At 65.4% G+C, this 24,428-nt stretch carries 24 protein-coding genes and 1 pseudogene; 14 read left to right on the plus strand and 11 right to left on the minus strand.

Annotation, left to right across the window (positions count from 1 at the left end; genetic code table 11):
- Position 1: 1 nt before the first annotated feature.
- The 3 genes from AC3CD9_RS15990 to AC3CD9_RS16000 all read right to left on the minus strand — a co-directional run bounded on the left by AC3CD9_RS15990 (position 2) and on the right by AC3CD9_RS16000 (position 3,660).
- A complete protein-coding gene (locus tag AC3CD9_RS15990) occupies positions 2-1,003 on the minus strand; it encodes a hypothetical protein (RefSeq protein WP_488364944.1) in 1,002 nt (333 codons plus the stop codon).
- A gap of 1 nt (position 1,004) precedes the next feature.
- Positions 1,005-3,326: a hypothetical protein gene (locus AC3CD9_RS15995; protein WP_488364945.1), complete on the minus strand. Its 2,322-nt coding sequence runs from the start codon at positions 3,324-3,326 to the stop codon at positions 1,005-1,007.
- A 100-nt stretch (positions 3,327-3,426) separates the two neighbouring features.
- Positions 3,427-3,660: a helix-turn-helix transcriptional regulator gene (locus tag AC3CD9_RS16000; RefSeq protein WP_488364946.1), complete on the minus strand. Its 234-nt coding sequence runs from the start codon at positions 3,658-3,660 to the stop codon at positions 3,427-3,429.
- 137 nt (positions 3,661-3,797) lie between these two features.
- Here AC3CD9_RS16000 and AC3CD9_RS16005 point away from each other — a divergent pair, with 137 nt between their 5' ends.
- On the plus strand, positions 3,798-4,388 hold the full coding sequence (locus AC3CD9_RS16005) for a hypothetical protein (protein ID WP_488364947.1): 591 nt from the start codon (positions 3,798-3,800) through the stop codon (positions 4,386-4,388).
- Between the two features lie 412 nt (positions 4,389-4,800).
- Here AC3CD9_RS16005 and AC3CD9_RS16010 read toward each other — a convergent pair whose 3' ends face one another.
- Together AC3CD9_RS16010 and AC3CD9_RS16015 are read right to left on the minus strand one after the other, a co-directional pair.
- A complete protein-coding gene (locus AC3CD9_RS16010) occupies positions 4,801-5,142 on the minus strand; it encodes a hypothetical protein (RefSeq protein ID WP_488364949.1) in 342 nt (113 codons plus the stop codon).
- Positions 5,143-5,158: 16 nt separating this feature from the next.
- The gene (locus AC3CD9_RS16015) at positions 5,159-5,401 is read right to left on the minus strand and encodes a helix-turn-helix domain-containing protein (RefSeq protein ID WP_488364950.1); all 243 of its coding nucleotides are present in this window, start codon (positions 5,399-5,401) and stop codon (positions 5,159-5,161) included.
- Between the two features lie 90 nt (positions 5,402-5,491).
- Between AC3CD9_RS16015 and AC3CD9_RS16020 the strand changes: the two genes are divergently transcribed.
- The 3 genes from AC3CD9_RS16020 to AC3CD9_RS16030 all read left to right on the plus strand — a co-directional run bounded on the left by AC3CD9_RS16020 (position 5,492) and on the right by AC3CD9_RS16030 (position 8,071).
- Positions 5,492-5,926 (plus strand): hypothetical protein, encoded by a 435-nt coding sequence (locus tag AC3CD9_RS16020; protein WP_488364952.1) that lies wholly within the window; start codon positions 5,492-5,494, stop codon positions 5,924-5,926.
- 11 nt (positions 5,927-5,937) lie between these two features.
- Entirely contained in the window at positions 5,938-7,053 is a 1,116-nt protein-coding gene (locus AC3CD9_RS16025; RefSeq protein ID WP_488364953.1) for a tyrosine-type recombinase/integrase, read from the plus strand.
- Between the two features lie 130 nt (positions 7,054-7,183).
- Positions 7,184-8,071: an Abi family protein gene (locus tag AC3CD9_RS16030; RefSeq protein WP_488364954.1), complete on the plus strand. Its 888-nt coding sequence runs from the start codon at positions 7,184-7,186 to the stop codon at positions 8,069-8,071.
- Positions 8,072-8,271: 200 nt separating this feature from the next.
- Here the strand turns inward: AC3CD9_RS16030 and AC3CD9_RS16035 are convergent, their stop codons facing one another.
- Positions 8,272-8,871 (minus strand): CHAP domain-containing protein, encoded by a 600-nt coding sequence (locus AC3CD9_RS16035; protein WP_488364955.1) that lies wholly within the window; start codon positions 8,869-8,871, stop codon positions 8,272-8,274.
- Between the two features lie 188 nt (positions 8,872-9,059).
- Here AC3CD9_RS16035 and AC3CD9_RS16040 point away from each other — a divergent pair, with 188 nt between their 5' ends.
- The 5 genes from AC3CD9_RS16040 (at position 9,060) to AC3CD9_RS16060 (ending at position 16,471) form a co-directional block, all read left to right on the plus strand.
- Positions 9,060-9,932, plus strand: a complete 873-nt coding sequence (locus AC3CD9_RS16040; RefSeq protein WP_488364957.1) for an endo alpha-1,4 polygalactosaminidase — start codon at positions 9,060-9,062, stop codon at positions 9,930-9,932.
- A 249-nt stretch (positions 9,933-10,181) separates the two neighbouring features.
- Entirely contained in the window at positions 10,182-11,630 is a 1,449-nt protein-coding gene (locus tag AC3CD9_RS16045; RefSeq protein ID WP_488367567.1) for an MDR family MFS transporter, read from the plus strand.
- Positions 11,631-11,776: 146 nt separating this feature from the next.
- Positions 11,777-14,338: an excinuclease ABC subunit UvrA gene (locus tag AC3CD9_RS16050; RefSeq protein ID WP_488364959.1), complete on the plus strand. Its 2,562-nt coding sequence runs from the start codon at positions 11,777-11,779 to the stop codon at positions 14,336-14,338.
- Positions 14,339-14,478: 140 nt separating this feature from the next.
- Positions 14,479-15,786 carry a sodium:proton exchanger gene (locus AC3CD9_RS16055; RefSeq protein WP_488364960.1) on the plus strand — a complete coding sequence of 436 codons (1,308 nt, stop codon included), beginning with the start codon at positions 14,479-14,481 and terminating at the stop codon, positions 15,784-15,786.
- A gap of 10 nt (positions 15,787-15,796) precedes the next feature.
- Positions 15,797-16,471: a metal-dependent transcriptional regulator gene (locus AC3CD9_RS16060; protein ID WP_488364961.1), complete on the plus strand. Its 675-nt coding sequence runs from the start codon at positions 15,797-15,799 to the stop codon at positions 16,469-16,471.
- A gap of 13 nt (positions 16,472-16,484) precedes the next feature.
- Here the strand turns inward: AC3CD9_RS16060 and AC3CD9_RS16065 are convergent, their stop codons facing one another.
- Complete coding sequence (locus tag AC3CD9_RS16065) at positions 16,485-17,699, minus strand: MFS transporter (RefSeq protein WP_488364962.1); 1,215 nt, start codon at positions 17,697-17,699, stop codon at positions 16,485-16,487.
- A 168-nt stretch (positions 17,700-17,867) separates the two neighbouring features.
- Here AC3CD9_RS16065 and AC3CD9_RS16070 point away from each other — a divergent pair, with 168 nt between their 5' ends.
- The 3 genes from AC3CD9_RS16070 to AC3CD9_RS16080 all read left to right on the plus strand — a co-directional run bounded on the left by AC3CD9_RS16070 (position 17,868) and on the right by AC3CD9_RS16080 (position 19,856).
- On the plus strand, positions 17,868-18,314 hold the full coding sequence (locus AC3CD9_RS16070) for a MarR family winged helix-turn-helix transcriptional regulator (protein ID WP_172173123.1): 447 nt from the start codon (positions 17,868-17,870) through the stop codon (positions 18,312-18,314).
- Between the two features lie 122 nt (positions 18,315-18,436).
- Positions 18,437-19,072, plus strand: coding sequence for a TetR/AcrR family transcriptional regulator (locus AC3CD9_RS16075; RefSeq protein WP_488364964.1), 636 nt, complete (start codon positions 18,437-18,439; stop codon positions 19,070-19,072).
- A gap of 46 nt (positions 19,073-19,118) precedes the next feature.
- Entirely contained in the window at positions 19,119-19,856 is a 738-nt protein-coding gene (locus AC3CD9_RS16080; protein ID WP_488364966.1) for a DUF4097 family beta strand repeat-containing protein, read from the plus strand.
- 139 nt (positions 19,857-19,995) lie between these two features.
- On the opposite strand, the gene AC3CD9_RS16085 is transcribed toward AC3CD9_RS16080, so the two are convergent.
- Positions 19,996-21,369, minus strand: coding sequence for an aldehyde dehydrogenase family protein (locus tag AC3CD9_RS16085; RefSeq protein ID WP_488364967.1), 1,374 nt, complete (start codon positions 21,367-21,369; stop codon positions 19,996-19,998).
- 102 nt (positions 21,370-21,471) lie between these two features.
- Here AC3CD9_RS16085 and AC3CD9_RS16090 point away from each other — a divergent pair, with 102 nt between their 5' ends.
- A complete protein-coding gene (locus tag AC3CD9_RS16090; RefSeq protein ID WP_488364968.1) occupies positions 21,472-21,849 on the plus strand; it encodes a VOC family protein in 378 nt (125 codons plus the stop codon).
- Between the two features lie 18 nt (positions 21,850-21,867).
- On the opposite strand, the pseudogene AC3CD9_RS16095 reads toward AC3CD9_RS16090, so the two are convergent.
- A pseudogene (locus tag AC3CD9_RS16095) lies at positions 21,868-22,203 on the minus strand (MFS transporter); the annotation flags it as partial.
- A gap of 29 nt (positions 22,204-22,232) precedes the next feature.
- Between AC3CD9_RS16095 and AC3CD9_RS16100 the strand changes: the two are divergent.
- Positions 22,233-22,436, plus strand: a complete 204-nt coding sequence (locus tag AC3CD9_RS16100; RefSeq protein ID WP_488364969.1) for a hypothetical protein — start codon at positions 22,233-22,235, stop codon at positions 22,434-22,436.
- Positions 22,437-22,466: 30 nt separating this feature from the next.
- On the opposite strand, the gene AC3CD9_RS16105 is transcribed toward AC3CD9_RS16100, so the two are convergent.
- Positions 22,467-23,756, minus strand: a complete 1,290-nt coding sequence (locus AC3CD9_RS16105; RefSeq protein ID WP_488364970.1) for an MFS transporter — start codon at positions 23,754-23,756, stop codon at positions 22,467-22,469.
- Complete coding sequence (locus AC3CD9_RS16110; RefSeq protein WP_488364972.1) at positions 23,753-24,403, minus strand: TetR/AcrR family transcriptional regulator; 651 nt, start codon at positions 24,401-24,403, stop codon at positions 23,753-23,755. Before AC3CD9_RS16110 ends, AC3CD9_RS16105 begins: the two co-directional genes overlap by 4 nt.
- Positions 24,404-24,428: the final 25 nt, after the last annotated feature.

Below are 24,428 nucleotides of genomic sequence, written 5' to 3' on the forward strand. Positions count from 1 at the left end.
ATCACCTCTCCTGGTTCGCAGCGACCATCGCCGCTGCTCGATCGAGTAGGTAAGGGCGGCCGTTGCGCTTCTCGCGATGCTTGGGCCGAGGGGGCAGGACCTCGCGTGCGGCTTCGTAGAGCAGCCAGGCCACATCGCTGTCGGAGTAGGCGGAACCCGATAGTGCGCGCTGCAACACAAGGTGCCGCCGCATCTCCAAGTGCAGCGTCCCGAGGATCGAGAACTCCCAGCGGGACGTGTCACCGTCGAAGTCGTCGAGGGTCTTGAAGCGTGGGTCCGCCCCATCCAACGTCCGGCTCACGATCTCGTCGCCACCAGTGATCTCTGGTGCCTCGGCCGCTGTGCGGACCTCGGTCACGGAAGCGCTGTTGGCCCGGATGCTCTTCGCCAACGAGCGGTAGAGGGCGGCAGTCGACGCGTACTGCTCATCGATCTTGTGTACGGCGCGCACGCGCTTCCATACGTCCTCGGCGATCGGCCTGCGCGTGAACGTCGCCCAATGCTCGAGGAGGATCTCGTACCACCCCTTCTCGTGGCGCAAGACCTTCCTGCCCACCGCATCCTTTTGATCTCGGAAGTTCTCCGGCAGCGGAGTTACGAGGTGGTAGCCGCGACCCGACATCGACGTCTCCGAGTAGATCGTCTCCGGCAGCGCGAGCAGCTGCTCTGCGATCTCCGTCGGGCAGTCCGGCTCGATGTCGATGACCATGAGCCCGTCGGTCAGGGCCTGCAGATAGAACGCAGCATTCGCAGCGGCTGGAAGGCGCTCGGTCAGCTCTTCGAGTGTGACGAGGCACTGCTTGTCACGGGCCCACGCGCCGCGGATTCGGCCGCCGGTGTCGAGCAGATGGCGCATGTCTACTGGAGCTTTGCCCTTGCTCTCCTCGCCGAGACGCCCGGACACGGTCCAGCGGGCAGCTCCGGCCAGTGTTGCGATGGCAGAGTTGCTGTAGAACGCGGGGAACAGGGCCCGAGGGTTGATGCTTTCGGTTGAGATGGTCATCTCAGGCCACTCCCGTGAACGTAGGAGCGTCGTCCGCCGGGGCGGCCTCGTTGCTCTTGGGTCCCCCGATGACGTGGGTTTCCTGCGATGGAATGTCTGCGCGGGCCCACGAAGCCTTCGCCAAACGTTCGAGCTGCCGCCTCATCTCGAGATCGACCCGCGTGTCCCCGGCGATGACCGAATCGGCACCGTGTACGCGCTCCTCCTCAGCGAGGTCGGCCTCCAGTTCGGGAATGGTCCGGAGAGCGCGCTGCACAGCCACGTCATTCTGCAGACGCTCCTGCTTGACCGTCGCCGACATTTCGATCACCCACTTCGTCTGGTTGCCGGTCTTCCCCTCGGCCTTGGTGATGCGGTAGCCCCCGAACCAGCCGCCCTGGCGAGAGTGGTAGAGCTTGCCGAGCTGCGCGGGGTACGACGGGTCGCTCGGCGATGCGCCGACACCTGGCGGGAGATCGGCGTCCGGACGGACCGAGACGCGGTTGCTCTCCCTGCGGGTCATCTCGGACACGACACTGCGAGTGGTGAACTTGCCCGTGGGGAACTTTTTCACCAACCATGCGCAGTGCGCCGACCACAGTCCTGCCTCGAAGTCGGCCGATTTGCGGTGCTCGGCCAGGTTGCCGAGGAACCCCTGGACTCCGGCGTTCTCGATGACGCCGCCCACGACGGCTTCCCAGCGCTCGAACGATCCGAACGACGTGGTGCGCTTCGGGCGGCCTGCGACCTGCCACGCCCGGATGAGCGTGAAGACAGCGGTGAGAAGCTCGCTGTGGTGCTCGTCTGTCCAGGCCTCGATGTCGGAATGGCGGAACTCGGACTCCGGGCGGTCCTCGGGGTTCTCTCCGTCGTAGAACAGCTCGATCGGGTAGTACCGCCGGATGGTGTCGCCATAGATCTCGACGTTGTTGCCGGTTGCGACGGCCACGGCCTCGTTCGGCAGCGATGCCCGCTGATTGCCTCCGAGCAGTCGATCGCTCCAGGTCCGGGCCGTCGTCAGCCGATTGATCGACTTGCCTCCGATCTCCGCGCTCTCGTCGAAGATGAGGTACGGCGGTGCCTTCTGCAGGAGGGTCGTGATCTGTTTACGCGTCTCCTCCTCGGTGCTGGGAAGCGAATCCATCTCGGGGGCCGCGTTCCGGGTGAACAGACGGACCACGAGGCTCACCAGCTTGGACTTGCCGGTGCCCATCGACTTCGCCGAGACGACCGCCAGTGGGACGAGCGTGACGAGCTCGCGCAGCGGGTAGGTGAGGATGAATCCGAGCGTGTTCGCCTTGTCGACCTCGCTCGCGAATGGGAAGTCGCCGAGCCACTCGTCCATCAGGAGGGTCACGGCGGCGGCGACCTCGTCAGAGGACGGGTCCTCCGGAATGTCGATCTCCAGCCCGTCGAGATCGAGGAGGACCTTGGACTGCTCGTCGTAACCCTCCGTCGCAGCGATGGTGTGATCTGACCGGACGATCGGCGATAGCGCGATGCGCCGCAGCGTGCGGAAGTCGGTGTGCCGGCCGTACAGCGCCGACAGCGTCTTGGACTCCGGCCAGGCGGCCGACGCTCCACGTTGTGTCACGGAGATCATCTGCGCGCTGCGGCTCAACAGGTTGAGCAGCCCCTGATCGTTCTTGTCGCTGAGGATCTCGGCGACGGTGCCCCCGGTCTCGGGGTCGGTGACCGTATGCGCCAGGCGACCGCCGAAGCTGTAGATGCGTTCGGAATCATTGCCGGTGCGGAGAGCGTCGACGAGGCGATTGATCACCACGAGGCGGTCGTCGTTGACATCGACGACCGGACGGCCCTCCTCGAGCGCGATTGCCTCAAGCTCGGCAAGGTCCGCCTCGACCTTCTGTTCGGAGGCGCTCGGAGCTTTCGGCTTGGCCTTCGCGGGCTTCGTGCCCTTGCGAGCGGTGACCTTGAGGAGGCGCTGCAGTCGCGCAGCGCCCTCGCGATCGCCCAGATGGGAGCCAAGATCGGCGCTGAGCCAAACGAACTCGACGGCGGAAGCGCCCTCGTCCTCGCATCGCCGGCCGAGGGCGGCGGAGCGCTCGAAGACGACATGGTCGGTCGCCGCGTCGCCGAGCGGGAAGATCAGGACTGCCTTGTCCTCGAGGGCTTCGAGCCCCGTGATGGCGGAGAGCGACAGCAGAGCGCGCTTGTCGATGCCGTAGACAGCGACGCCGTCGGGTTCGCACTCGGCAGCAGCTCGCGCCTGGTCATCCCCGACGACGAGCCACGCATGCGGGCAGTCGGCGTCGCCGTGGTGCAGGACGAACAGCGAGTCATCCCGCTGGTCGTCGCCGTCTTCTTTGAGTAGAATGGGCATGTTCGATCCCTTCAGTCGGATACGCCTGAACCAGAGCGGCTAACTCGTCAGGCGGATGAACTTCCTCGAAAGCCCCGGTCCCCACCGGGGCTTTCGTGCGTCAGGCGGCGGATGAACTGGATGCCAGCTCGCCTGCCGGACGCTCACGAGCGGCCAACCAGTCGAGTACCGCGCTGCGGCGGTACAGGACCTTGCGCCCGATCTTGATGTAGTCGGGACAGTCGCCCTCAGCCCGATAGAGGCGCTGCGTCCGCGGGGTGATCCGGAGCATCTCCGCGAGCTCTGGCTCGGTGAGAAGGTCGTCAGCGCACAAGGTGCTCGTCTGGGTCGCCATGATTATTCCTTCGCTTGTCAGTGGTAGGAATGCCATCAACTCTACCCGATGCTTCCTAGTTGTGACAAGAAAGGGAACGCTTGTGCCGCGAGCTGCCACTTCTGTGCTGTGTCAGCCCAAGGAACTAGGCTCGGACCATGAGCATCTTGAGTAGGCAGATCGCCGCCTCCACTGCCGACGTCACCGAACGCGGCTGGTCGCTTGAGGTCTCCCCAGAGAAGGTCGAGCCGATCCCTGGTGCGAGCGCACCGGCCGTCATCCAGGCCCAAGGGCCCGTGGACACTCTTCCGGCGCGCCTGGCTGACGGTGTCGACGGCGAAGGGAAGCGGGCGGTGCTCGAGATCGAGGCGGTCTTCGATCAGCAGCAGGGCCGTTATGTACTCCGCAGGCTTGCTGTTACGGCGGCCGGCGGCTCCGAGGTTACGGGCACGCTCTTGCGTCAGATCGCGCCACTGAGCCTGATGAGATGGATCGTGCCGCGTACCTTCACCATGCCCCTCGCGACATTCAGTCCCTCGGTGGCGAACTTCGTCACCCCGGAAGGTCGGGTGCCGCAGGACTCTGGCGGTGACTCGTCAGCCTCCCTGAAGGATGCCGCGACGGTCTATCGCCTTGCGGAGGTCGTCCGGGAGCCGCCCGCGAAGGCCGTGGCAGAGGCTCTCGGGCTCCAGACGAGGACGGCGACGAACTGGATCGTCCGTGCGCGGAAGCAGGGCTTGCTGCCGTGACGAACGTCCGGCTCCACGTCAAGAAGTAGGACAGGTAGGTCAAGTAGGACCGGGATGTACTCCAAGGGCAAATAACACAACTTTCTCGGTGAACGACGGCTGTCGGGAAAGAAAAGGTATGTTTTCTCGCCATGTGTGGGATATGGAACCTACCTGACCTACTTGACCTACCTGTCCACCCGACTGGTTCTCCTGCCTCAGCGCGCCCTTTGCCCTGACGAGCAGCTCGACCTCTATGCGGTCCAGCCGGACCTCAAGCACTGGGGCCCCCGCGCGGAGCGCGGGCCTCTCGCCGAGAGGACGTAGCTCGCCGGCCGCCAGGCCGGCCAGACTGAGTCGCCGTACTCGGAATACAAGCAGCCCCGGTGCAATCGCACCGGGGCTGCTTGTCGTCTGCTCGGTCGACGCCGACTCACGTCTCCCGTCGCCGCCGCTCGTGGGTTGACTGCCTGAACAGCTTGCCGATCGCCGCCTTCTGCTCCGGCGACAAGGGAGGGGGTGGGCAGCACCTGCGGCAGTGCATGGTCAACGAGCCGTCCATCGAGTACTTCCCCTCGCCGCAGTCGCCGTGCTGGGCGCGGAATCGCGCCTCCTCGACGTCGTGGCGCTCCCGCTGCTCATCGGTGAGGTTGGCCGTCCCGTGGAAGTCCCACGGTTCGTCGTCGATCCAGGGCTGCCCGCAACCCCGGCACGGGGTCCCGGTCATCAGCTCGTCGTACGTCAGCATCGGTGCCTGCTCGTCGTCGTTGGCCATGTGCCGCCTCCTCGTCTCAGCCCGCGATCAGGTCGCGGGCTCGGTTCTCGCGGGAGTGCATGAAGGCGACGACGTCCTCGGGGTCGATGCGCCACCGGGCGGTCTTGTCCGGGCCGCCGACATTGATCGCCCGCAGCTCGCCGGAATCGATGAGGCGTCTCACCCACCAGGGCGTCACGCCGAGGGCCGAGGCGGTCTCCTTCGTCGTCAGCAGGGCCTCGTCCTCGCTGATCCGGTGCAATGTCGTGGCGATAGTCATGCAATTATTGTACTACGATCATGGCGAATGAGTAGCAGTCCGTGTAGTGTTGATTTGCACTCTCTACACATCGACGACCAGAAGGAAGCCATGACAGACGACCAATCAGACGACACCACCAAGAACGGCCTCCCTCTCCCAGCGGAGTCCGTCGAGCTCAACCGGGCGTACAAGCGCTCAGGGCTGACGGCAGCCGACCTCGCCGCGGCCACAGGCCTCAGCGTCGGTGCCGTGCGCATCGCGCTGTCGGGGATCCGGTACTACAAGGGCGAGGCCAAGCCGACGGCCCCGCCGGACGAGACCTTGGCCAAGCTTGCCAGCGTTCTCGGCCTCCCGCCCAAGGTCCTTGTCGTCCTCAAGCGCGGCCGTGCCGCGGCGATCATGGACGAAGTTGAGACTGCTTCGGTCGACCTCGAGGCACCCGCGGCCATTGCTGGTCGTCTAGCCCTGGCCAAGCAGGTTTTGGGCGTTTTCACGACCGACGAGCTGGAGGCGGAGGTCAATCGCCGCCGCGCATTCGAATAGAAGGAGACCTGATGACCGTCTACGACTTGTGGAAGGGGCTATCGAAGGCCGAAATCGCCGAGAGGCGGACGAAGAACGCAGCGCGCTGGCAGCGCCGCTGGCGCGAGGGAACCGGTAGAGACGTCCCGCAGCGCAAGCAGTCCTACAAGGAGCACCAGAAGGCCCAGGCCTACCAGGACGACGCCGCGCAGATGGGCAATCCCAAGGCTCGCTCTGTCGCCCGTGGGTCGGTCACGATCAACACTCTCCTCGACCGTCACTTGGCGGCGAAGGCGGACAAGGCACCGGGCACGGTCCGTGACTACTACTACCGTGCCGAGGGTGTCCGTGCCCAGTTCGGCGACCGGGTGGTCTCGACGCTCGACACGACCGAGATCGAGACCTGGGCCGCACGGAGCGGCGTCGCTGCCGAGTCACGCAAGAAGCAGGTCGAGATCCTCCGAGCAGCGATCAAGCGCGGCATCCGCGACAAGCTGGTCGACATCGACCCCACCGAGGGCATCGTCGTCTCGCTGGGCCACCGCGAGCAGCCGTCGTACTCCTCCGATCAGCTCATGGCCATCCTCGACGCCTCTCCCACGCATTTCGAGCGCACCCTCCTCGGGGTCCTCGGCCTCATGGGGCTGCGCCGAGGCGAGGCGCGGTCTCTGCTCGTCGGAGACCTCCGCGACGGCCACTTGACTGTGAGGAACAGCGGCTCCGGTACCGACACCACGAAGACGCGGGCCGGCAAGCGCGTCCTTCCCGTCCCGGCTCTGCTGCTGCCGTGGCTGACCGAGCTCGCTGGCGATAGGCCGAAGAGCGAGTGGATGTTCCCGAGCCCTCGGAAGAAGGGCGCGTCGATCGCCGAGCAGTTCCCGAATCAGGCACTGACCCGCGCGGTGGCTCTTGCCAATGTTGGCCGCGAGGAAAAGATCCCGCGTCACAGCGCGCACGCGCTCAGGCACAGCTTCGCCGCCGTCTCGCTGTCGGAGGCTGAGGCGGATCTGCTCAGCGTCTCCCATGCGATGGGGCACGCGCGGCCGTCGATCACGCTCGACAAGTACGGGCACTTGTCCAAGAAAGGGCTGGCTCCGCTCATGGGCAAGATCGACGCTCTGGTCGCGCCGCTGGTCAAGGTGCCCTGATGCTCGGTCAGGGGCTGTGTGCTGCCGCTCGCACGGGTTTGCCGCGGGCGCGGACACGGGGTAGGCTGGTCCCAACATTCGGACCCACCCGGTTCAACCCGGGTGGGTTCTTCGTATCCAGGGGTAGTTGATGAAGGACTGGATCGATCTCGACGCCCAGCTGAAGAAACACGTCGCCCGAGGGCTCGATGTGGAGGGCACGACCGAGCGAGAGTTCAAGCTCTTCCTCTATTCGAGCAACTATTACAGGGTCAGCGGCTACGGGCGTTGCTTCTACGAGCCGGGGACTGATCGCTACGCCGCCGGCACGACTGCGCGTCAGATCATGGATGTCTACGACCTTGATCGTCGAGTGCGGAACCTTGTGCTCGACGGCATCGGCGTCGTGGAGCCGACGATTCGCAGCAGGGTCGCGTACCACGTCTCGAAAGCGGTTGGCGGAGACGGGTACCTCGCCGAGGACCTGTACCTCCCGCTGGACACGGAGCCGGACCCAGCAGACAAGCGCCGTCCCGCCCAGATCAAGAACCGGGACAAGGTGCTGGACGCCTTCGCCGAGATCCAGATGCGCGACGAGATCTTCATCCAGCACCACATCGCCAAGGGCGAGGCCGTGCCCTTCTGGGCAGCGATCGAAGTCGTGTCCATCGGGACCTTCTCTCGGTTCCTGCGTGCACTGCGGGACAAGAGTGTCCTCGCTCCGGTCGCGAAGTCGGTCGGCATCGACGACGAGCCCAAGCTCCTCCAGGCCGTCCAGAATCTCGCGTTCCTTCGGAACATCGCTGCGCACCATGGCCGCCTGTGGAACCGGAGGTTCGAGGGTCACGTGACACTTCCGGGTGTCGCGCTCCGAGTGAAGCGACAGTATCTCTCGCCGAAGACTCCGGCAGCGGCGCTCACACTGCTCGCCGGGCTCGTCGATCAGATCGAAGGCGATGATGGGTACTCGTCCGCGCTGCTCGATGCCGTACATTCCGTGCCGGCGTTCGTGGATGGGTTCTACCGGCCGATTCTCTAACCTAGTGCGCCCCAGATGCGCCCCGCGCGAACTGGAATCTGCCTCTGACCAGGCATGATGCATGTTCGCAACATGCTTTGCAAGCAGAGGGTTAGGGGTTCGAGTCCCCTTACCTCCACTCGAGTAGTTTTGAGACAGCACTCGTGACACGAAGGCTCCGAACCACAGTGGTTCGGAGCCTTCGTCGTTGCGAAAACCTATCAGGCGCGCCAGTAGCCGAGGTAGCCGTCGATGAGGCCGTCATAGGTGTGGAGGCTGCGGTCGCCGTTGAAGTTCTGGTGCCACACCTGGCCTTCGTAGTAGATGCCGATGTGACCATAGGCGGTGGTGTTGTCACCATCGCCCCAGACGAGGATGTCGCCGTTCTCGAACTTCTGATCGGTGTGCCAGGTGAAGCCGTTCGCCTTCATCTTGTCCCCGCCGGATCCGCCCGCCTGATAGTCGACGGCATTGCCCCACGCTCCGTGGTCGACGCCGTGGACCTCTTCGAGCGCCCGGGAGATGAGGCTGACGCATTCTCCCTGATAGCCGCCCTGTGAGTTCGCCAGCGACTGGCCTTTGTAGTGCTTGAGGAAGTCTCCGATGTTCGAGAACTTCTTCTCCGCCTCCGGGCTCGCCGAGGCGGTGCCGGAATCCGCAGCCGCAGCCGAGTTCTCGGCTGCGGCGGAGGCGGGTCCCGCGGAAGCGGCGGGCGGTGCCGCCGGCTGGGCGGCGGCGGCGATCGAACTGGAGCCGAGCACGGCGGCTCCGGCGATCATCGCAGCTGTCATGGTCTTCGTGGTGACGTTCTTCAGAGTCATTCTCATCCGTTCGTTCCGCTTGACTGTGTGACTGGTAGTGACTTTCCAGGAGACGATCCGCCGCGGTGACGGGTCGTCTCCTCTGCCGACGTTAACAGCGCTTAAGTGAACATCCGATACGTCGAATCGAAGAGAGTGTGAACTCCGCCGCGACATCGATGCCGGCCGCCTCCGTCTACAGTGTTTCCATGAGACCTCCGCTGTGCCCGATCCCACCGCGGTGGATGGCGGCCGCGGTCGCCATCGGCATTGCGGTGACAATGGGCGGCTGTTCAGCGAACGCTTCGCCGCCATCGACGATGCCGACCTCAGGAGCGCCCTTGCTGCCGACGTCAGGAACCTTCGACTACCAGCTCGGCGGAACCTATGATTCGCTGCCGGATTCGCGGGGCCGCATCGATATCGTCGTCCGCGACGCGGGTGCCGCGCCGCTGATCGGGGCCTACTCCGTCTGCTACGTCAACGGCTTCCAGACCCAACCTGACGAGGCTGCGGACTGGCGCGACCACGCTGACCTGCTGCTCCACGATGCCGTCGGTGACTTGGTCGTCGACCCGGATTGGCCTGACGAACACATCCTCGACCCCTCGACCGCAGACCGACGATCCCAGATCCTCGATGTCATCGGCCCCGTCATCGACGGCTGCGCCGAATCCGGATTCGACGCCGTGGAGATCGACAATCTCGACACGGCCGACCGATTCCCCGACATCGACCGAACCGGTGCCCTGAAACTCGCGGCCGCGTATGTCGACCGTGCCCACGCCCATGGTCTGTCGGTCGCACAGAAGAACGCCGCTGAGCTCGCCGACACCGCTCATTCTCAGCTCGGCTTCGACTTCGCCGTGGCCGAGGAATGCGCCGCCTTCGACGAATGCACTGCGTACACCGAGATCTACGGCGACCGTGTCCTCGCCATCGAATATCCCGACACCCTCGCCGAGGCGGGGCTGGACTTCGCCGACGTCTGCACCGTCCCGGATCGCCCGCCGCTGATGATCCTGCGCGACCGCGATCTCGTCGCAGCCGGCGATCGTGGCCACCGATACGACACCTGCTGAGGAGACCGAGCGAGCAGTGACGAAGATCGCCGCGATTTCGGGTTCTCCCCACTGTCGGAGGTATTCGGGAATACGTTAGTCTGAGATGCTGTTGACACTTTCGTCTGCGCGTCGATTCGGCATCTGCGTGCGACCTCCGCCCACATCCCGGGCCCCTCAGACACATCCGAACGGAGCACCGTCTTGTCCAGCGACAGCTCACCCGCACACGCGCAGACACAGCATAACGACACCATCGACCCCGCCGGTATGAAGGTCATCTGGCTGCTGCTGGTGGCTGCCTTCGTGGCCATTCTCAATGAGACGACGATGGCCATCGCCATCCCCGAACTCAACAAGGCCCTCGACATCCCTCCGGAGCTCGGCCAGTGGCTGACCAGCGCTTTCATGCTCACCATGGCCGTCGTCATTCCGACGACTGGTTTCCTCCTGCAGCGTTTCACCACCCGCCAGATCTTCTTGGCCGCGATGATCCTGTTCTCTGCGGGTACCCTCATCTGCCTCGTTTCGCAGGGCTTCCTGCTGCTCCTCATCGGACGGATCGTCCAAGCTGCAGGAACCGGCATCATGATGCCCCTGCTGATGACCACGATGATGAACGTGGTCCCGGCGCATTCGCGCGGTCGGATGATGGGTCGAGTCGGCCTTGTCATCTCATTGGCCCCGGCCATCGGACCGACGATGTCGGGCATCGTCCTCGATTCGCTGGGCTGGCGCTGGCTCTTCGGCATCATCCTGCCCATCGCGCTCATCGCACTGGCACTCGGCGCGAAGTGGATGACCAACCTCGGCGAGTCGACGCACGCCCCGATCGATGTCATCTCCATCGTCCTGTCCGTGTTCGCCTTCGGCGGCATCGTCTATGGCCTCAGCCAGTTCGGCGGAGGCCACGGCGGTGAGGCGGGCGGCGGATCGACGAGCACCCTGGCATGGGCGACGATCGGCGGCGGAGTCGTCTTCCTCGCCCTCTTCGTATGGCGTCAGCTCGTCCTGCAGAAGGGTGATCGCGCCCTGCTCGACCTGCGCGTGTTCAATTCGCGGAACTACGTCTTCTCGGTCATCATCATGGCCGTCGTCGCACTGTCCATGTTCGGCACGTTCTCCCTGCTGCCGCTGTACCTGCAGAGCGTCGTCGGACTCGGCGCCACCCAGTCCGGCCTCGTGCTTCTGCCCGGTTCGGTGATCATGGGTCTGCTCGGACCGGTGATGGGTCGGATCTACGACGCCCGCGGACCCAAGACGCTGCTTGTGCCCGGCACGATCATGATCGCGTCCTCGATGTTCGCGTATTCGACGGCCGGTGTGGGAACGCCGATCTGGCTGCTCATCATCGTCCAGATCGTCATGTCGCTGGGCCTGGCCGCATCGTTCACCCCGCTGTTCTCCGCCTCGTTGGGATCGCTGGAGCGCCACCTGTACTCGCACGGTTCGGCAGCGCTCAACACCCTGCAGCAGGTCGCGGGAGCCGCGGGCACCGCGCTGCTCATCTCGATCTACTCCGCGGCCCTGCACTCGGGCCAGGCGGAGGGCAAGTCCATCCCCGAGGCGGGCGCCCCCGGCGGCCACGCCGCGTTCCTGTTGGCGACGGTCATCGCGATCGTCCCAATCGTCCTCGCGTTCTTCATCCGCAAGCCCGAGGACCAGGACGACCACCCCGCCGAGGTGGTCGAACCGACCGAGGCCAGCCCCGCCGAATGACGGCCGGCCCCGCCGAATGATGGTCGGCTCCACCACAGTGGCCGACTGAGGCACATCGAACCCCTCGTTCCGAATTTCCCGGAACGAGGGGTTCTGTCGTCGGCCGCCTCGGTGATCGGAGGTCGCGACCTTGGTACGGTGACCTCATGACCTCCTCTGTGCCCTCGGATCCGACATCCTCGACCGAGATCCAGCCGGACGTGCGGGTCCGCGGGGCCAGGGAACACAACCTGCGCAACGTCGATCTCACCGTGCCCCGGGATGCGCTCGTCGTGTTCACCGGAGTGTCCGGATCGGGCAAATCCTCCCTGGCCTTCGGCACTCTCTATGCCGAGTCCCAACGCCGCTACCTCGAGTCCGTCGCACCGTACGCCCGCAGGCTCATCGACCAGGCAGGGGTCCCGGACGTCGATTCGATCACGGGAATGCCGCCGGCAGTCGCCCTGCAGCAGCAGCGCGGCGGGCGCAGTGCGCGCTCGAGCGTCGGCAGCATCACCACGGTGTCCAGTCTCGTGCGCATGCTCTACTCACGGGCGGGACGGTACCCGGAAGGGCAGTCGATGCTGCTGGCGGAGGATTTCTCGACGAACACCGTCGAAGGAGCCTGCCCGGAATGCCACGGAATCGGGCGGGTCTACGAGGTGCCCGAGGACAAGATGGTCCCGGATCCGACGCTGACGATCCGGGAGCGCGCGATCGCCTCCTGGCCGAAGGCCTGGCACGGCCACCAGCTGCGCGATGTGCTCGTCGCCCTCGGCTACGACGTGGATGTCCCCTGGCAGGACCTGCCGCGCGAACACCGTGATTGGATCCTCTACACGGAGGAGACTCCGCACCTGCCCGTCCACTCCCGGCTGACGCTGGACGAGGCGCGCGAAGCGATTGCAGCAGGCGACGAACCGACCTATTCGGGAACCTTCGTCGGAGCCCGGAAATACGTACTCGACACGTTCGCGAACACGAAGAGTACCGCGATGAAGCGGCGGGTTGCGGAATTCCTCAGTGCCGGTCCCTGCCCCGTGTGCCACGGAAAGAAACTCAGACCCGACGCTCTGTCGGTGACGATCGCCGGTCTCGACATCGCCGAATTCTCCGCCCTGCCGCTGCATGAACTCATGTCCGTTCTTCGCGATGAGGTCGCCTCGGCGAAGGCGGCTGCGGAGGCAGACGACCACCCGGCGGCGGACAAGCTGGCCGCATTCGTCCGCCTCGGCGAGGGTCTCATCGATCGGCTCAGGCCGATCGTCGACCTCGGGCTCGGGTACCTCTCACTCGATCGGACCACACCGACGCTGTCCGGAGGTGAGCTGCAGCGGCTGCGATTGGCCACCCAGCTGACCTCGGACCTCTTCGGCGTCGTCTACGTGCTCGACGAACCGTCTGCCGGCCTTCACCCGCAGGACGTGGATGCCCTGCTGGGCATCCTCGACGGGTTGAAGGACCGCGGGAACAGCCTCTTCGTCGTCGAACATTCCGTGGACATCATGCGCCATGCCGACTGGCTCGTCGACATCGGGCCCGGCGCCGGCGAACGCGGCGGCGACGTCCTCTACAGCGGACCTACGGCAGGGCTTGCCGAGATCGCCGAATCCGTGACCATGGGCTATGTCTTCGGCGGACGCGGACTCGAACCCCACGAACCCCGACAGCCGCGAGGCTGGATGAAACTGACGAACATCCGCCGCAACAACCTCCACGACATCACCCTCGACCTGCCGCTGGGCTCACTGATTGCCGTGACCGGAGTATCGGGTTCGGGCAAGTCCAGCCTCGTCAGCCAGGTGCTCCCGGCAATCGTCGGTGACCGACTGGGCGCCTCCACCACTGCTGATGAACCCACGTCCGATGATGACGAGCTCCTGCTCACCGACGAACCCGAGGAGCTTGAGGGCACCGTCACCGGGGAACTCACCGGGATCCGACGGGTGGTGAGCATCGATCAGAGGCCCATCGGCCGCACACCCCGGTCCAACGTCGCCACCTATACGGGCCTGTTCGACCATGTGCGCCGACGCTTCGCCGAGACCCCGGAGGCCAGGGAACGCGGTTACAAGCCCGGCCGGTTCTCCTTCAACGTCGCCGGTGGGCGGTGCCCCACCTGTGAAGGCGAAGGATCGGTCATGGTCGAACTGCTGTTCCTGCCCTCGGTCTACACCGAATGCCCCGACTGCCACGGCACCCGCTTCCAGTCGAGCACCATGGAGATCCTGTGGCGCGGACGCACTATCGCCGAGATCTTAGGGATGAGCGTCGAGGAGGCCCACGACTTCTTCACCGGAGAATTCGACATCATGCGCTCCCTGACCGCACTCATCGACGTCGGCCTCGGCTATCTGCGTCTCGGCCAACCCGCCACCGAGCTCTCCGGTGGTGAGGCGCAGCGGGTCAAACTCGCCAGCGAGCTCCAGCGCTCCCAGCGCGGCGACACTCTCTACGTGCTCGACGAACCCACCTCCGGACTCCACTGCGCGGATGCCGACCGGCTCGTCGCGCACCTGCAGACCCTCGTCGACGCCGGCAACACGGTCGTCATGGTCGAACTCGATATGCGCGTCGTGGCCGTCGCAGACCACGTCGTCGAACTCGGCCCCGGCGCCGGTGACGACGGCGGCCGGGTCGTGGCGACTGGAACCCCCGCCGACATCGTCGACGTCGGAGCGGGCCCCTCCGCGAAATACCTCGCCGCGGCACTCTCCGAACTCCGGTGATCTGAGGCACACGACTTCATCTCAGCGGGCCGCATGATCCGCGGAAATTAGCGGATCCCGGGGCCTGCCGGAATTGTTGGAGACGTCTAAGTCTCAGTTGTGCGTAGACACACCCGATTCGCGGCGGGAAGTCTTGAGACATGCCCACCGCAATTCTTCGCCGCATCGCGATCTGTCTCGTCATCGCCGCACCCGCCGTGGTGTTTCGCGTCACCGGTGTCGAACTCGCCCCGGTTCTCGAGCTGCTCGCGTTCGGCGCCGCCATCGTCGCGGCCGCCTTCCTCCTGGCCTGGGCCGCCGAGGCGGCGCAGAAGGACATCTCGGGTGCTCTTGCGATCGCCCTGCTCGCCCTCATCGCGGTCCTCCCGGAATACGCCGTGGACCTCTACTACGCGTTCCGATCCGGAACGGATCCGGATTACCTGCACTTCGCAGCGGCGAATATGACCGGATCGAACCGACTGCTGCTCGGCTTCGGCTGGCCGCTCGTCGTCATCATCGCCCTCCTCGTCGCCCGCCGCATGGCCAAGCGGACGAAGTCCCCCGTCCAGCATTCCCTGCGCATCGACTCGGGCAGCCGGATGGACATCGGCTTCCTCGTCATCCTCGGTGTGATCGCCTTCGCCATTCCGCTGCTCGGCAGCATCCCCATCTGGTTCGGCTCAGCCCTCGTGCTCGTCTTCGTCGCGTATCTGTGGCGGGCCGGGCAGGCCGCGGGCGATGACGAAGAGGAGTTCGTCGGCGCTGCGGCTCTCATCGTCGCCCTGCCGCAGAGGGCCCGTCGGCTCACAGTGGTGACGATGTTCGTCGTCTCCGCAGCGATCATCCTCACGTCTGCCGAACCGTTCGCCGAGGCGCTCGTGGCCTCGGGTTCGGCGTTGGGCATCGACAGCTACTTCCTCGTCCAGTGGCTGGCCCCGCTGGCCTCGGAGGCCCCCGAGTTCATCATCGCCGCGATGTTCGCCCTGCGCGGCATGGGCGGGGCCGCCATCGGCACGCTCATCGCCTCGAAGGTCAACCAGTGGAGCCTGCTCGTCGGCTCCCTGCCGATTGCGCATTTCGTGGGTGGGGGCGGTCTCGGGCTGCCCCTGGACGGGCGGCAGATCGAGGAGTTCACGCTCACGGCCACGCAGACCATCCTCGGTGTGGCGATCATCCTGGCCCTGCGCTTCCACTGGGCACCAGCGCTGGGACTCGCCGCGCTCTTCGGCCTGCAGTTCTTCGTCACGGACACGTCCGGCCGCTATGTCCTCTCCGCGATCCAAGCGGTGCTGGCGTTCGTCTTCCTCATCCTCCACCGCAGCGACATCCTCCCCACGCTCGCTGCCCCGTTCCGCAGACCGCAGCGCAATGATGACGGTGCAGACCCCGCCGAGGCGACCGATCCGGAGCACGAATCGACCGTCACCATGTCCGCCGACCCGAAGTCGGCCGGTACCCGCGCGTAGAATGTCGATCATGCCGCGCCCCGCTGTCACTCGCATGGTCGAGGACTACGTCACCCTCATCTGGAAGGCCTACGAATGGCCGGGCGGTCGCCCCGCCACCACCGAGATGGCCGAACAGCTGGGAGTGACCGCCTCGACGGTGTCGGCGAACCTCAAGAAGCTCGCTCGCGACGGCTACATCGACTACGAACCCTACGGACAGATCGTGCTGACCGATGTGGGCCGACAGATCGCCGTCGAGATCGTCCGACGCCACCGGATCGTCGAGTCCTACCTCGTCGAGGCCCTGGGTCTGACCTGGGATCAGGTGCACGACGAGGCGGACCGGCTCGAACATGCCGTCTCCGACCTTGTGCTCGAACGGATGAATGCAGCGTTGGGCAATCCGCAGCGGGACCCGCACGGGGATCCGATCCCCGACGCCGACGGGCACACCGCCGACTTCCCCAGCAGGCGGCTGCAGGAGACCGCCCCGGGCGTCGAGGTCGAGGTCGTGCGCGTCTCCGACCGGTCGCCTGAACTGCTGCGTTACCTCACCGATCGCGGAATCGTCATCGGCACGAAGCTGCAGGTGAGATCGATCAGCTCGGCCGCCTCGGCGATCGCGGTCAGCGTCGGCGACGAGAGCATCGAACTCGCCCTCGACGCCGCCGACGCGATCCGCGTCGGACCCGGCCTCGGCTGAGGCAGACAGAGCCTCAGACCGACTGCGATTCCCGCTCGAGATCCGCGGTGGCCTCGGTGCTCGCTGCATTCCGGAGCAGTTCCCCTCCCCGCGCGCGTCCGGCGATGAGGAGGGTGATGAGCCCGCCGACGGTGACGAGCGCACCCGCCCACAGCGGTGAGGTATAGCCGAGACCCGAGGCGATGGTCAGTCCGCCGACCCACGCGCCGAAGGCATTGCCGACGTTGAAGGCCGCGATGTTCGCTCCCGATCCCAGCGTCTGCGCGTCGCCGGAGTGGCGCATGATGCGCATCTGCATCGCCGGGACCGTGGCGAAGCCGAGCCCGCCCATGAACAACAGCGCGATGATCGTGGCGACCTTGTTCTCGGCGACCAGAGAGAACACGGCGAGGATGACGACGAGGCCGATGAGCAGGGTGAGCAGCGTCGCACCGAGGTTCTTATCGGCCGCCCGACCGCCGAGGATGTTGCCGACGAAGAGGCCGACCCCGAAGAGGACGAGCAGCCATGGGACGGCGGCGCTCGAGAAGCCGGTCACTCCGGTGAGCGTGAACGCCATATAGCTGAACGCTCCGAACATGCCCCCGTAGCCGAGGATCGTGATGAGGATCGACGCCCACACCTGACCGGACGCGAAGATGCGGAATTCGCCGAGGATGCCCGAGGCTGCATCCGATCGTGCCGGAATCGAGGGGACGAGGACGGCGATGCCGATGAGGGCGATGATGCCGATGACCGCGATGGTCCAGAAGGTCGACCGCCACCCGGCGGCCTGGCCGAGGAAGGTGCCCAAGGGGACTCCGAGGACGTTTGCCGTGGTCAGGCCCGCGAACATCATGGAGATCGCTGCGGCCTGACGGTTCGCGGGCACCAGGGAAGCGGCCACGACCGCGCCGATGCCGAAGAAGGCGCCGTGGCACAGTGCTGCGACGATGCGACCGAGCATCATCATCTCGTAGCTCGGGGCGAGAGCCGAGAGTCCGTTGCCGATGATGAAGAGGACCATGAGGCCGATGAGAGCGGTCTTCCGGTTGACCCGGCTCAGCGCCACGGTGATCGCGATGGCTCCGATCGCCACGGCAAGGGCATAGCCGGAGATGAGGTAGCCGGCGACGGTCTCGGAGACCGCGAAATCTTCAGCCACCTCGGGCAGAAGGCCCATGATGACGAACTCGGTGAGTCCGATTCCGAACCCGCCGATGGCGAGAGCGAGCAGTGCGAGCGGCATGGTGGTGCAGACCTTTCGGTGGGGAGCGGATTCCGCGGTCGCGAAATCACGTGCGTGTGCAATAGGGCGCGTATGCAGTAGTTGCAGACGCAATGAATATAGTTGCACACGCGTTTTATCCGCGCAAGTGGTGTATCCTTGAGAGACGTCGAGGACAAGGAGAATGACGTGGGTATCAGGGACGACGCGGTGGAGATCCGGGCCAAGGGCTGGCGCACGCTCGCTGCTCTGCACGGACTCATCGAGGTCGAGCTCGAACGCAGTCTCCAGCGCGAGCACGACCTCTCCGTGGTCGAATTCACCGTCCTCGATGCGCTGAGCCGGCAGGACGGCTGGCATATGCGCATGCGGCAGCTCGCCCGCGCCGCCGCCTTGTCATCGAGCGCGACGACGCGGCTGGTCACTCGCCTCGAGGACCGTGGGCTGCTCACTCGTGTGCTCTGTGCCGACGACCGTCGCGGCATCTACACCGAGCTAACCCCTGCCGGTGAGACGCTGCTCGCCGAAGCCCATCCGACGCATGACAGTGTGCTCGAATCCGCTCTCGCCGAGGCCCGTGAGACGCCGGAACTCGCGCCACTGGTCTCGGCGCTCTATGCCGAGTCGGTCGTCTGAGCGATGATGGGCTGCAGCCCGGCCCAAGGCTCTTTGCTGTGAGACTGCGAGTATCTTGTGTGAGCTGTCGGCAAACTGGATACTTCTAGTATTCAGTACTGAAAGTATTGTAATGTGTCGGCATGCACCAGCCGCAGAACGCCCGAGAAGTCGCCAAACGCATCCCGCGGTCCGAGGTCCGACGGCGACTCATCGCCGCGGCCGCGGAGGCATTCGCCGAGTCCGGCTATTCCGATGCGACCGTAGACGACATCGCGCTGCGAGCCGGATTCACCAAGGGCGCCGTCTATTCGAACTTCGGAAGCAAGCAGGGACTCTTCGCTGCCGTCCTCGAGGATCGCTCCACCAGCGAACGAGACCGACTGCTGCAGGCTCCCGCGAGACCGGCAGATGAAGTCGCGACCTTCGTGGCGGGTGTCGTCGCAGAGAGCATCACGGAGGACGAGCAACGGGGTCGGCTCGGCCTCGAATTCGCGGCACGAGCCGCACGGGACCCCGCAGCGAGACAGTCATGGGGGCCGTCGCGGCGAACACAGCGAGAGGCCGCCGAGCGTGCTGTCCGTGAGGTCACTGCACGGAGCGGCCTGGAGCTCTCAATCGATCCCGGTGTGGCGGCTCTTGTCCTGCACTGTCTGACGAACGGGCTGTCGATGGAGCATCTGGCGGACCCGGAGCAGGTTGATTCGACTGCGATCAAACGGGCCATTGCCGCCCTGATCGAAGCGATCACACACTCCGAATCCGAACGGCGGAGTTGACGACGATGGTGTCGGTGGCAGGACACGTGACGAGGAGCGAGTCGGAATGAAAGTACAGAGATGGTCGAAGGCTATTGCACTGTCGAGCGTGGTGGTTCTCGGTGCGATCGGGCTGAGCTCCTGCGGACCTTCGCTCGACGCAGTCGATCCCGAAAGTCGCTCTTTTCGGATAGGCGGCGATGATCTGGGTATCGTCATGGAGTCCGGGGGTGACATTGCTCTGCGGCCCGGCGATGTCGACGCAGTCGAAGTGACGAGGTGGTTCACCGGGAAGGCGGGGCAGGCGACATGGGCGATCGCAGACGACGAGCTCACCTTGTCCACGGACTGCGGATTCCTCGCTTCGTGCGAGGTGCGCTACCAAGTGCTCATCCCGCAGTCCGCGGCGGTGAGACTGCAAGCCGATAATGCAGAGGTGTCTGTAAAGGATTTCGACAAGTCGGTGTCGATCGCGACGGAGAACGGCGGGATATCGGCGACGGACATTGCCGGCGATCTGACGCTGAGGAGCACGAATGGTGACCAGCACGCCAGCGGTCTGAGCTCAGACAATGTTTCGGCACGGGCAGAGAACGGGGCGGTCGATCTGACGTTCGATGAAGCGCCATCGAGTCTGAGGGTGACGACCGACAATGGTGCTGTGAGCACCTCGTTGCCTCGTGGGACCTACGCCGTATCACTGAGAACTGATAATGGCGCGGAGTCGAACTCGCTGTCTGAAGATCCCGACAGCCCGCACTCCGTCGAGGTCACCACCGGCAATGGGGATATCTCACTCGAGTGAGATGATCGGACCACAGAGACGAGGACGAGCCCGCCGGACAGCGATCATCTCGCTGCCCGGCGGGCTCGTTCTGTCGTGAAACCGTCCGGTCACCTCGGTGATTGAGTTCTCAGGTGTGAACCTGAGGTCTCATATCAGCTCAGGCGTGGACGCGGATGAGGTGTTCGTTGGTGAACGCCTGGAACGCCCACTGAGCGTTCTCACGGCCGTAGCCGGAGCGGTTGATGCCGCCGAAGGGGTACTCCGGTCCGGACTCCATGTGGCTGTTGATCAGCGTCATGCCGGCGTTGATCTTCTTGCCGAACTCCTGACCCTTCTCCAGATCGTCGGTCCACACCGAGGACATGAGGCCGTACTCGGAATCATTGGCCAGACGCAGAGCATCCTCTTCGTCCTTGGCACGGTAGATCATCACGGCCGGTCCGAAGAGCTCGTTGCAGCCGAGGTCCGAGTGCGGGTCGATGTCCGTGAGCACGGCCGGGGACATGAACCAGCCCGGGCGGTCGAGCTTCTTGCCGCCGGTGTGCAGGGTCGCACCATCGGCCACGGCCTTCTCGATCATCTCGATGATCTCGTCGCGAGCACCTTCGGAGGACACGGGTCCCATGCCGACCTCGGGGTCGTCGAAGTCGGAGATCTTCATGGCTTCGGCGGCCTTGACCGCTTCGGCGACGAATTCGTCGTAGAGCTCATCGACGACGATCATGCGCTTCGGCGAGGTGCAGACCTGGCCGGCGTTCGCCAGACGAATCCCGACGAGCTTCTGCGCCACCGAGGCGACGTCCCTCGAGTCGAGGACGACGGCCGGGTCGTTTCCGCCGAGCTCGAGGACCGCACGCTTGTAGTACTTCGCGGCGATCGCGGCCACCGACGCACCGGCACCCTCGGAACCGGTGAGCGAGAAGCCCTTGACGCGGAAGTCCTTGAGGACCTCCTCGGCGTGGGAGGAATCGAGGTAGATGTTCTGGTACACGCCCCTCGGCAGTCCCGCCTCGGTGAGGAGGTCCTCGAAGTACTGCGAGGACTTCGGACAGATCGACGCCTGCTTCATGATGATCGTGTTGCCGACCATGAGGTTGGGCAGCACGAAGCGGGCGATCTGGTTGTACGGGAAGTTCCACGGCATGATGCCCAGCAGCACGCCAAGCGGCTGGTGCTCGACATAGCTGCTGGCGGCACCGGCGGCGGCCAGGTGGGTCGTGGACAGATGGGTGGCGGCGTTGTCGGCCATCCAGCGGGCGGTGCGGGCGACCTTGTCGACCTCGCCGAGGCCCTGCTTCTTGATCTTGCCCATCTCACGGCCGATGATGTCGGTCATCTCATCGGCATTCTCATCGACGAGATCGGCGAACTTGCGCAGGATCGCCGCGCGCTCATGCAGCGGTGTCTCCTTCCACGCCAGATGTGCCTCGTGGGCACGATCGATGTAGGCGGGGATCTCCTCTTTGGGAACCGAGGCGAACTCCTCCTCGACTTCGCCGGTGTTGGCATTGGTGACAGCGAACTTGCTCAATGGAACGTCCTTTCACGGGTTGACGATCTGTGCCCTGTAACAAACTACAGTCTCCCGACATTCCGCGACACTTGAGTCCATCCCTGGGATTACCATTCATCCATGGAGAGAGTGAATGGAATCGGCGGATACTTCCTGCGGGCGGCCGACCCCGAGGCGATGACGGCCTGGTATCGCGACGTCCTCGGCGTCGACTTCGGTGATCACGGATTGTGGCAGCAGCCGGCCGGACCGACCCTGATCGGACTCTTCGAGGCCGACACCGACTACTTCGGGACGCGGCCGGAGGGTCAGGACCGGCAGCAGACGATGCTGAACTTCCGTGTCGGCGACCTCGACGCGATGATCGCGCAGCTCCGCGTTGCTGGCGCCGAGGTGGACGACGAGACCCAGCAGATGGACGGAATCGGTCGCTTCGGTTGGGTGACCGATCCCGAAGGGAATCGGATCGAGCTGTGGGAACCGGAGGAACAGGACTGAACCTCGGTTGAGCTGGGACTACGCGGCCGCCTCGGCGGTGGCGGGTTCCCTGCGATCATCGATCAGACGGCGTCTGACCGCGAACGACAGGACCGCGGCGATGACGCACATGGCCGCCCCACCCCACCAGGCATAGGTGTACTCACCGAAGGCGTCACGGACGGCTCCGGCGGCGAAGGCAGCGGCGGCGGCCCGGATCTGATGGGCGGCGAAGACCCAGCCGAAGACGATGGTGCCGTTGTCGCCGAAGATCTCCCGGCACAGAGCGGCCGTCGGCGGGACCGTCGCGACCCAGTCGAGGCCGTAGACGACGATGAAGAGGATCATGCTCGGGTGGACCGTGTCCGAGAGCAGCCAGGAATCCGGCGGCTGCGAGCAGGGCGATGAAGGCGACTGCAGCGACCCACCAGGCGGGGCCTGCCGGCGGAGGCCATATGGGACTCATCCACGAAGCCTGCGGGCAGGAGACGACTCAGGGCGAGGTGTGCAGCGCCTGCGGCGAGACTCTGGTTCCCGAACAGATGACCTGGGTCAAGCCCTGGAAGGACACCCGCGAACGGCTGCAGCCGGCCGGGACTCTGAGCTGAGCACTGATCGGACTGTACGGTCCGCCGGGACTAGCAGGCCGCCTCGGCGAGGATGGGCTCTGATCGCCGTACCCACGTCCGTTCGACGCGGATCGCCACGGCCACCACGACGAGTGCAGCGAGCGCGAGGACGATGGCGGCGATGACCGTGGAGGGGAAGCCGAACCCGGCGGCGATGACCCAGGCGCCGACGGCAGGTCCCACCGCATTGCCGACATTGAAGGCCGAAGTGTTGACGCTGGCGGCCAGGGTCGGCGCCTGAGTCGCGATCTGGAAGACGCGGGCATTGAGCGCCCCGGCGATGGAGAAACCGCTGGCGCCGACGAGGACGATCATGATGACGGCAAGGATCGCATTGTCCGCGACCAGCCACAGGGCACCGAGGCTGAGCGCCAGTGCCGCGAGGCTGCTGACGATATTGCCGAAGATGTTCCTGTCGGCCAAGCGCCCGCCGACGACGACACCGACGAAGGCACCGACGCCGAAGGCCGCGAGGACTGCGGGAACGAGGTCCGCGGACAGGCCGGCCACCCGAGTGAGCAGCGGGGAGAAGTAGGAGAAAGACGCGAACACCGAAGCCTGGAACAGCGCCGTCGTGCCCAGGGCCAACCAGATTCGGGGTCCCTTGAACGCCGCGATCTCGGCACGCAGCAGCGTACGCAGGCTGGGGGCCGCCTCGGCGGGAGCGGGCGATTCTGCTTCGTCTGAGTCTGTGGACTTCGCTGGGTCGGCGGACTTCGCGTCCGACCGGGTGGTCACGGCGATGAGAACGGCGGCCAGGGCGGTGACGAGGGCGACCGCCCAGAAGGTCGATCGCCACCCGAACTGGGTGCCGATCCACGTTCCCATCGGCACTCCGACGAGATTGGCCACGGTGAGTCCGCCGACGAGGCTGGCGAGTGCTCGGCCCTGCACGGCGGCGGGAGCGATGGCCGAGGTGTGGACGGCGGCGACGGCCCAGAACCCGCCGCAGGCGAAGGCCGACAGCACCCTGGAGACCATGAGCAGTCCGTAGCTCGGTGACAGCGCCGCAAGGACGTGGAGGGCGGAGAAGCCGATGATCATGACGATCATCGTCGCCCGTCTGGGCAGGGTCAGCGTCAGCAGCGTCATGGCCGGTGCCCCGACGATCATGCCGACGGCGAAACCGGTGATGAGCAGGCCCGCCTGCGGGATCGTCACACTGAGGTCAGCGCTCAAGGGTTCGAGGATTCCGGCGATCATGAATTCGCTGGTGCCGAGGCAGAAGATCACGGCGGCCAGCAGATAGACCTGACCGGGGACTCGAGGCTTGAGTGAAGGCGGTGTTGAAGTGGTCATGGGATGGGGCTGCCTTTCGTCGAGGCGCCTGGAGCACCTCCGGTTTCGAGGGTGGCCTTGCCGGCCGGAGTGCACAGTCCGGCGACGAAGGCTCGAGCCGGGGCGAGGACGTCCTCTGTGGTCATGACGCGGGCGGCGATGCGCAGGCCGGCGAGCACGCTGTGGATGAGTGGGGCATGGATTCGGGGGTCGATGTCAGCGAGGATATGGCCCGCGGTCTGACCGCGCTCGATGATGCCTGAGTAGGTGTCGAGCCACGCGCTGCGGTCGGGGTCGAGGATCGAGCACACGGCATCGACTTCGCGGCCGAGCTCGGCGGCCGTGTTCGCCGACAGGCACCCGGTCCGGTTTTCGTCGTCGCACTGCTTCTTCAGCTCGCCGCCGAGACGGTGCATGAGCAGGACGGGCGCGGGTTCGAGGCTGTGCTCGAGTTCCTCCCTGAGCGGGATGCCCGTGGCCGTATAGTCACGCAGGGCGCGGAGGAAGACGGCGTCGAGGCTGTCGAAGGTGTTGTAGAAGCTCGAGCGGCCGATGTTCGCGCGTTCGCAGACCAGTCCGACATCGGTTCCCGCATAGCCATGCTCGCTGAACACGGCGATGGCGGCATCGATGACGGACTGCTCGTCGAAGCTCTTCTTCCTGCCCATGTGACGAGACTAAAGCATTTTGGAC

It is taken from the genome of Brevibacterium sp. MGP-B1 (genome assembly GCF_057766545.1).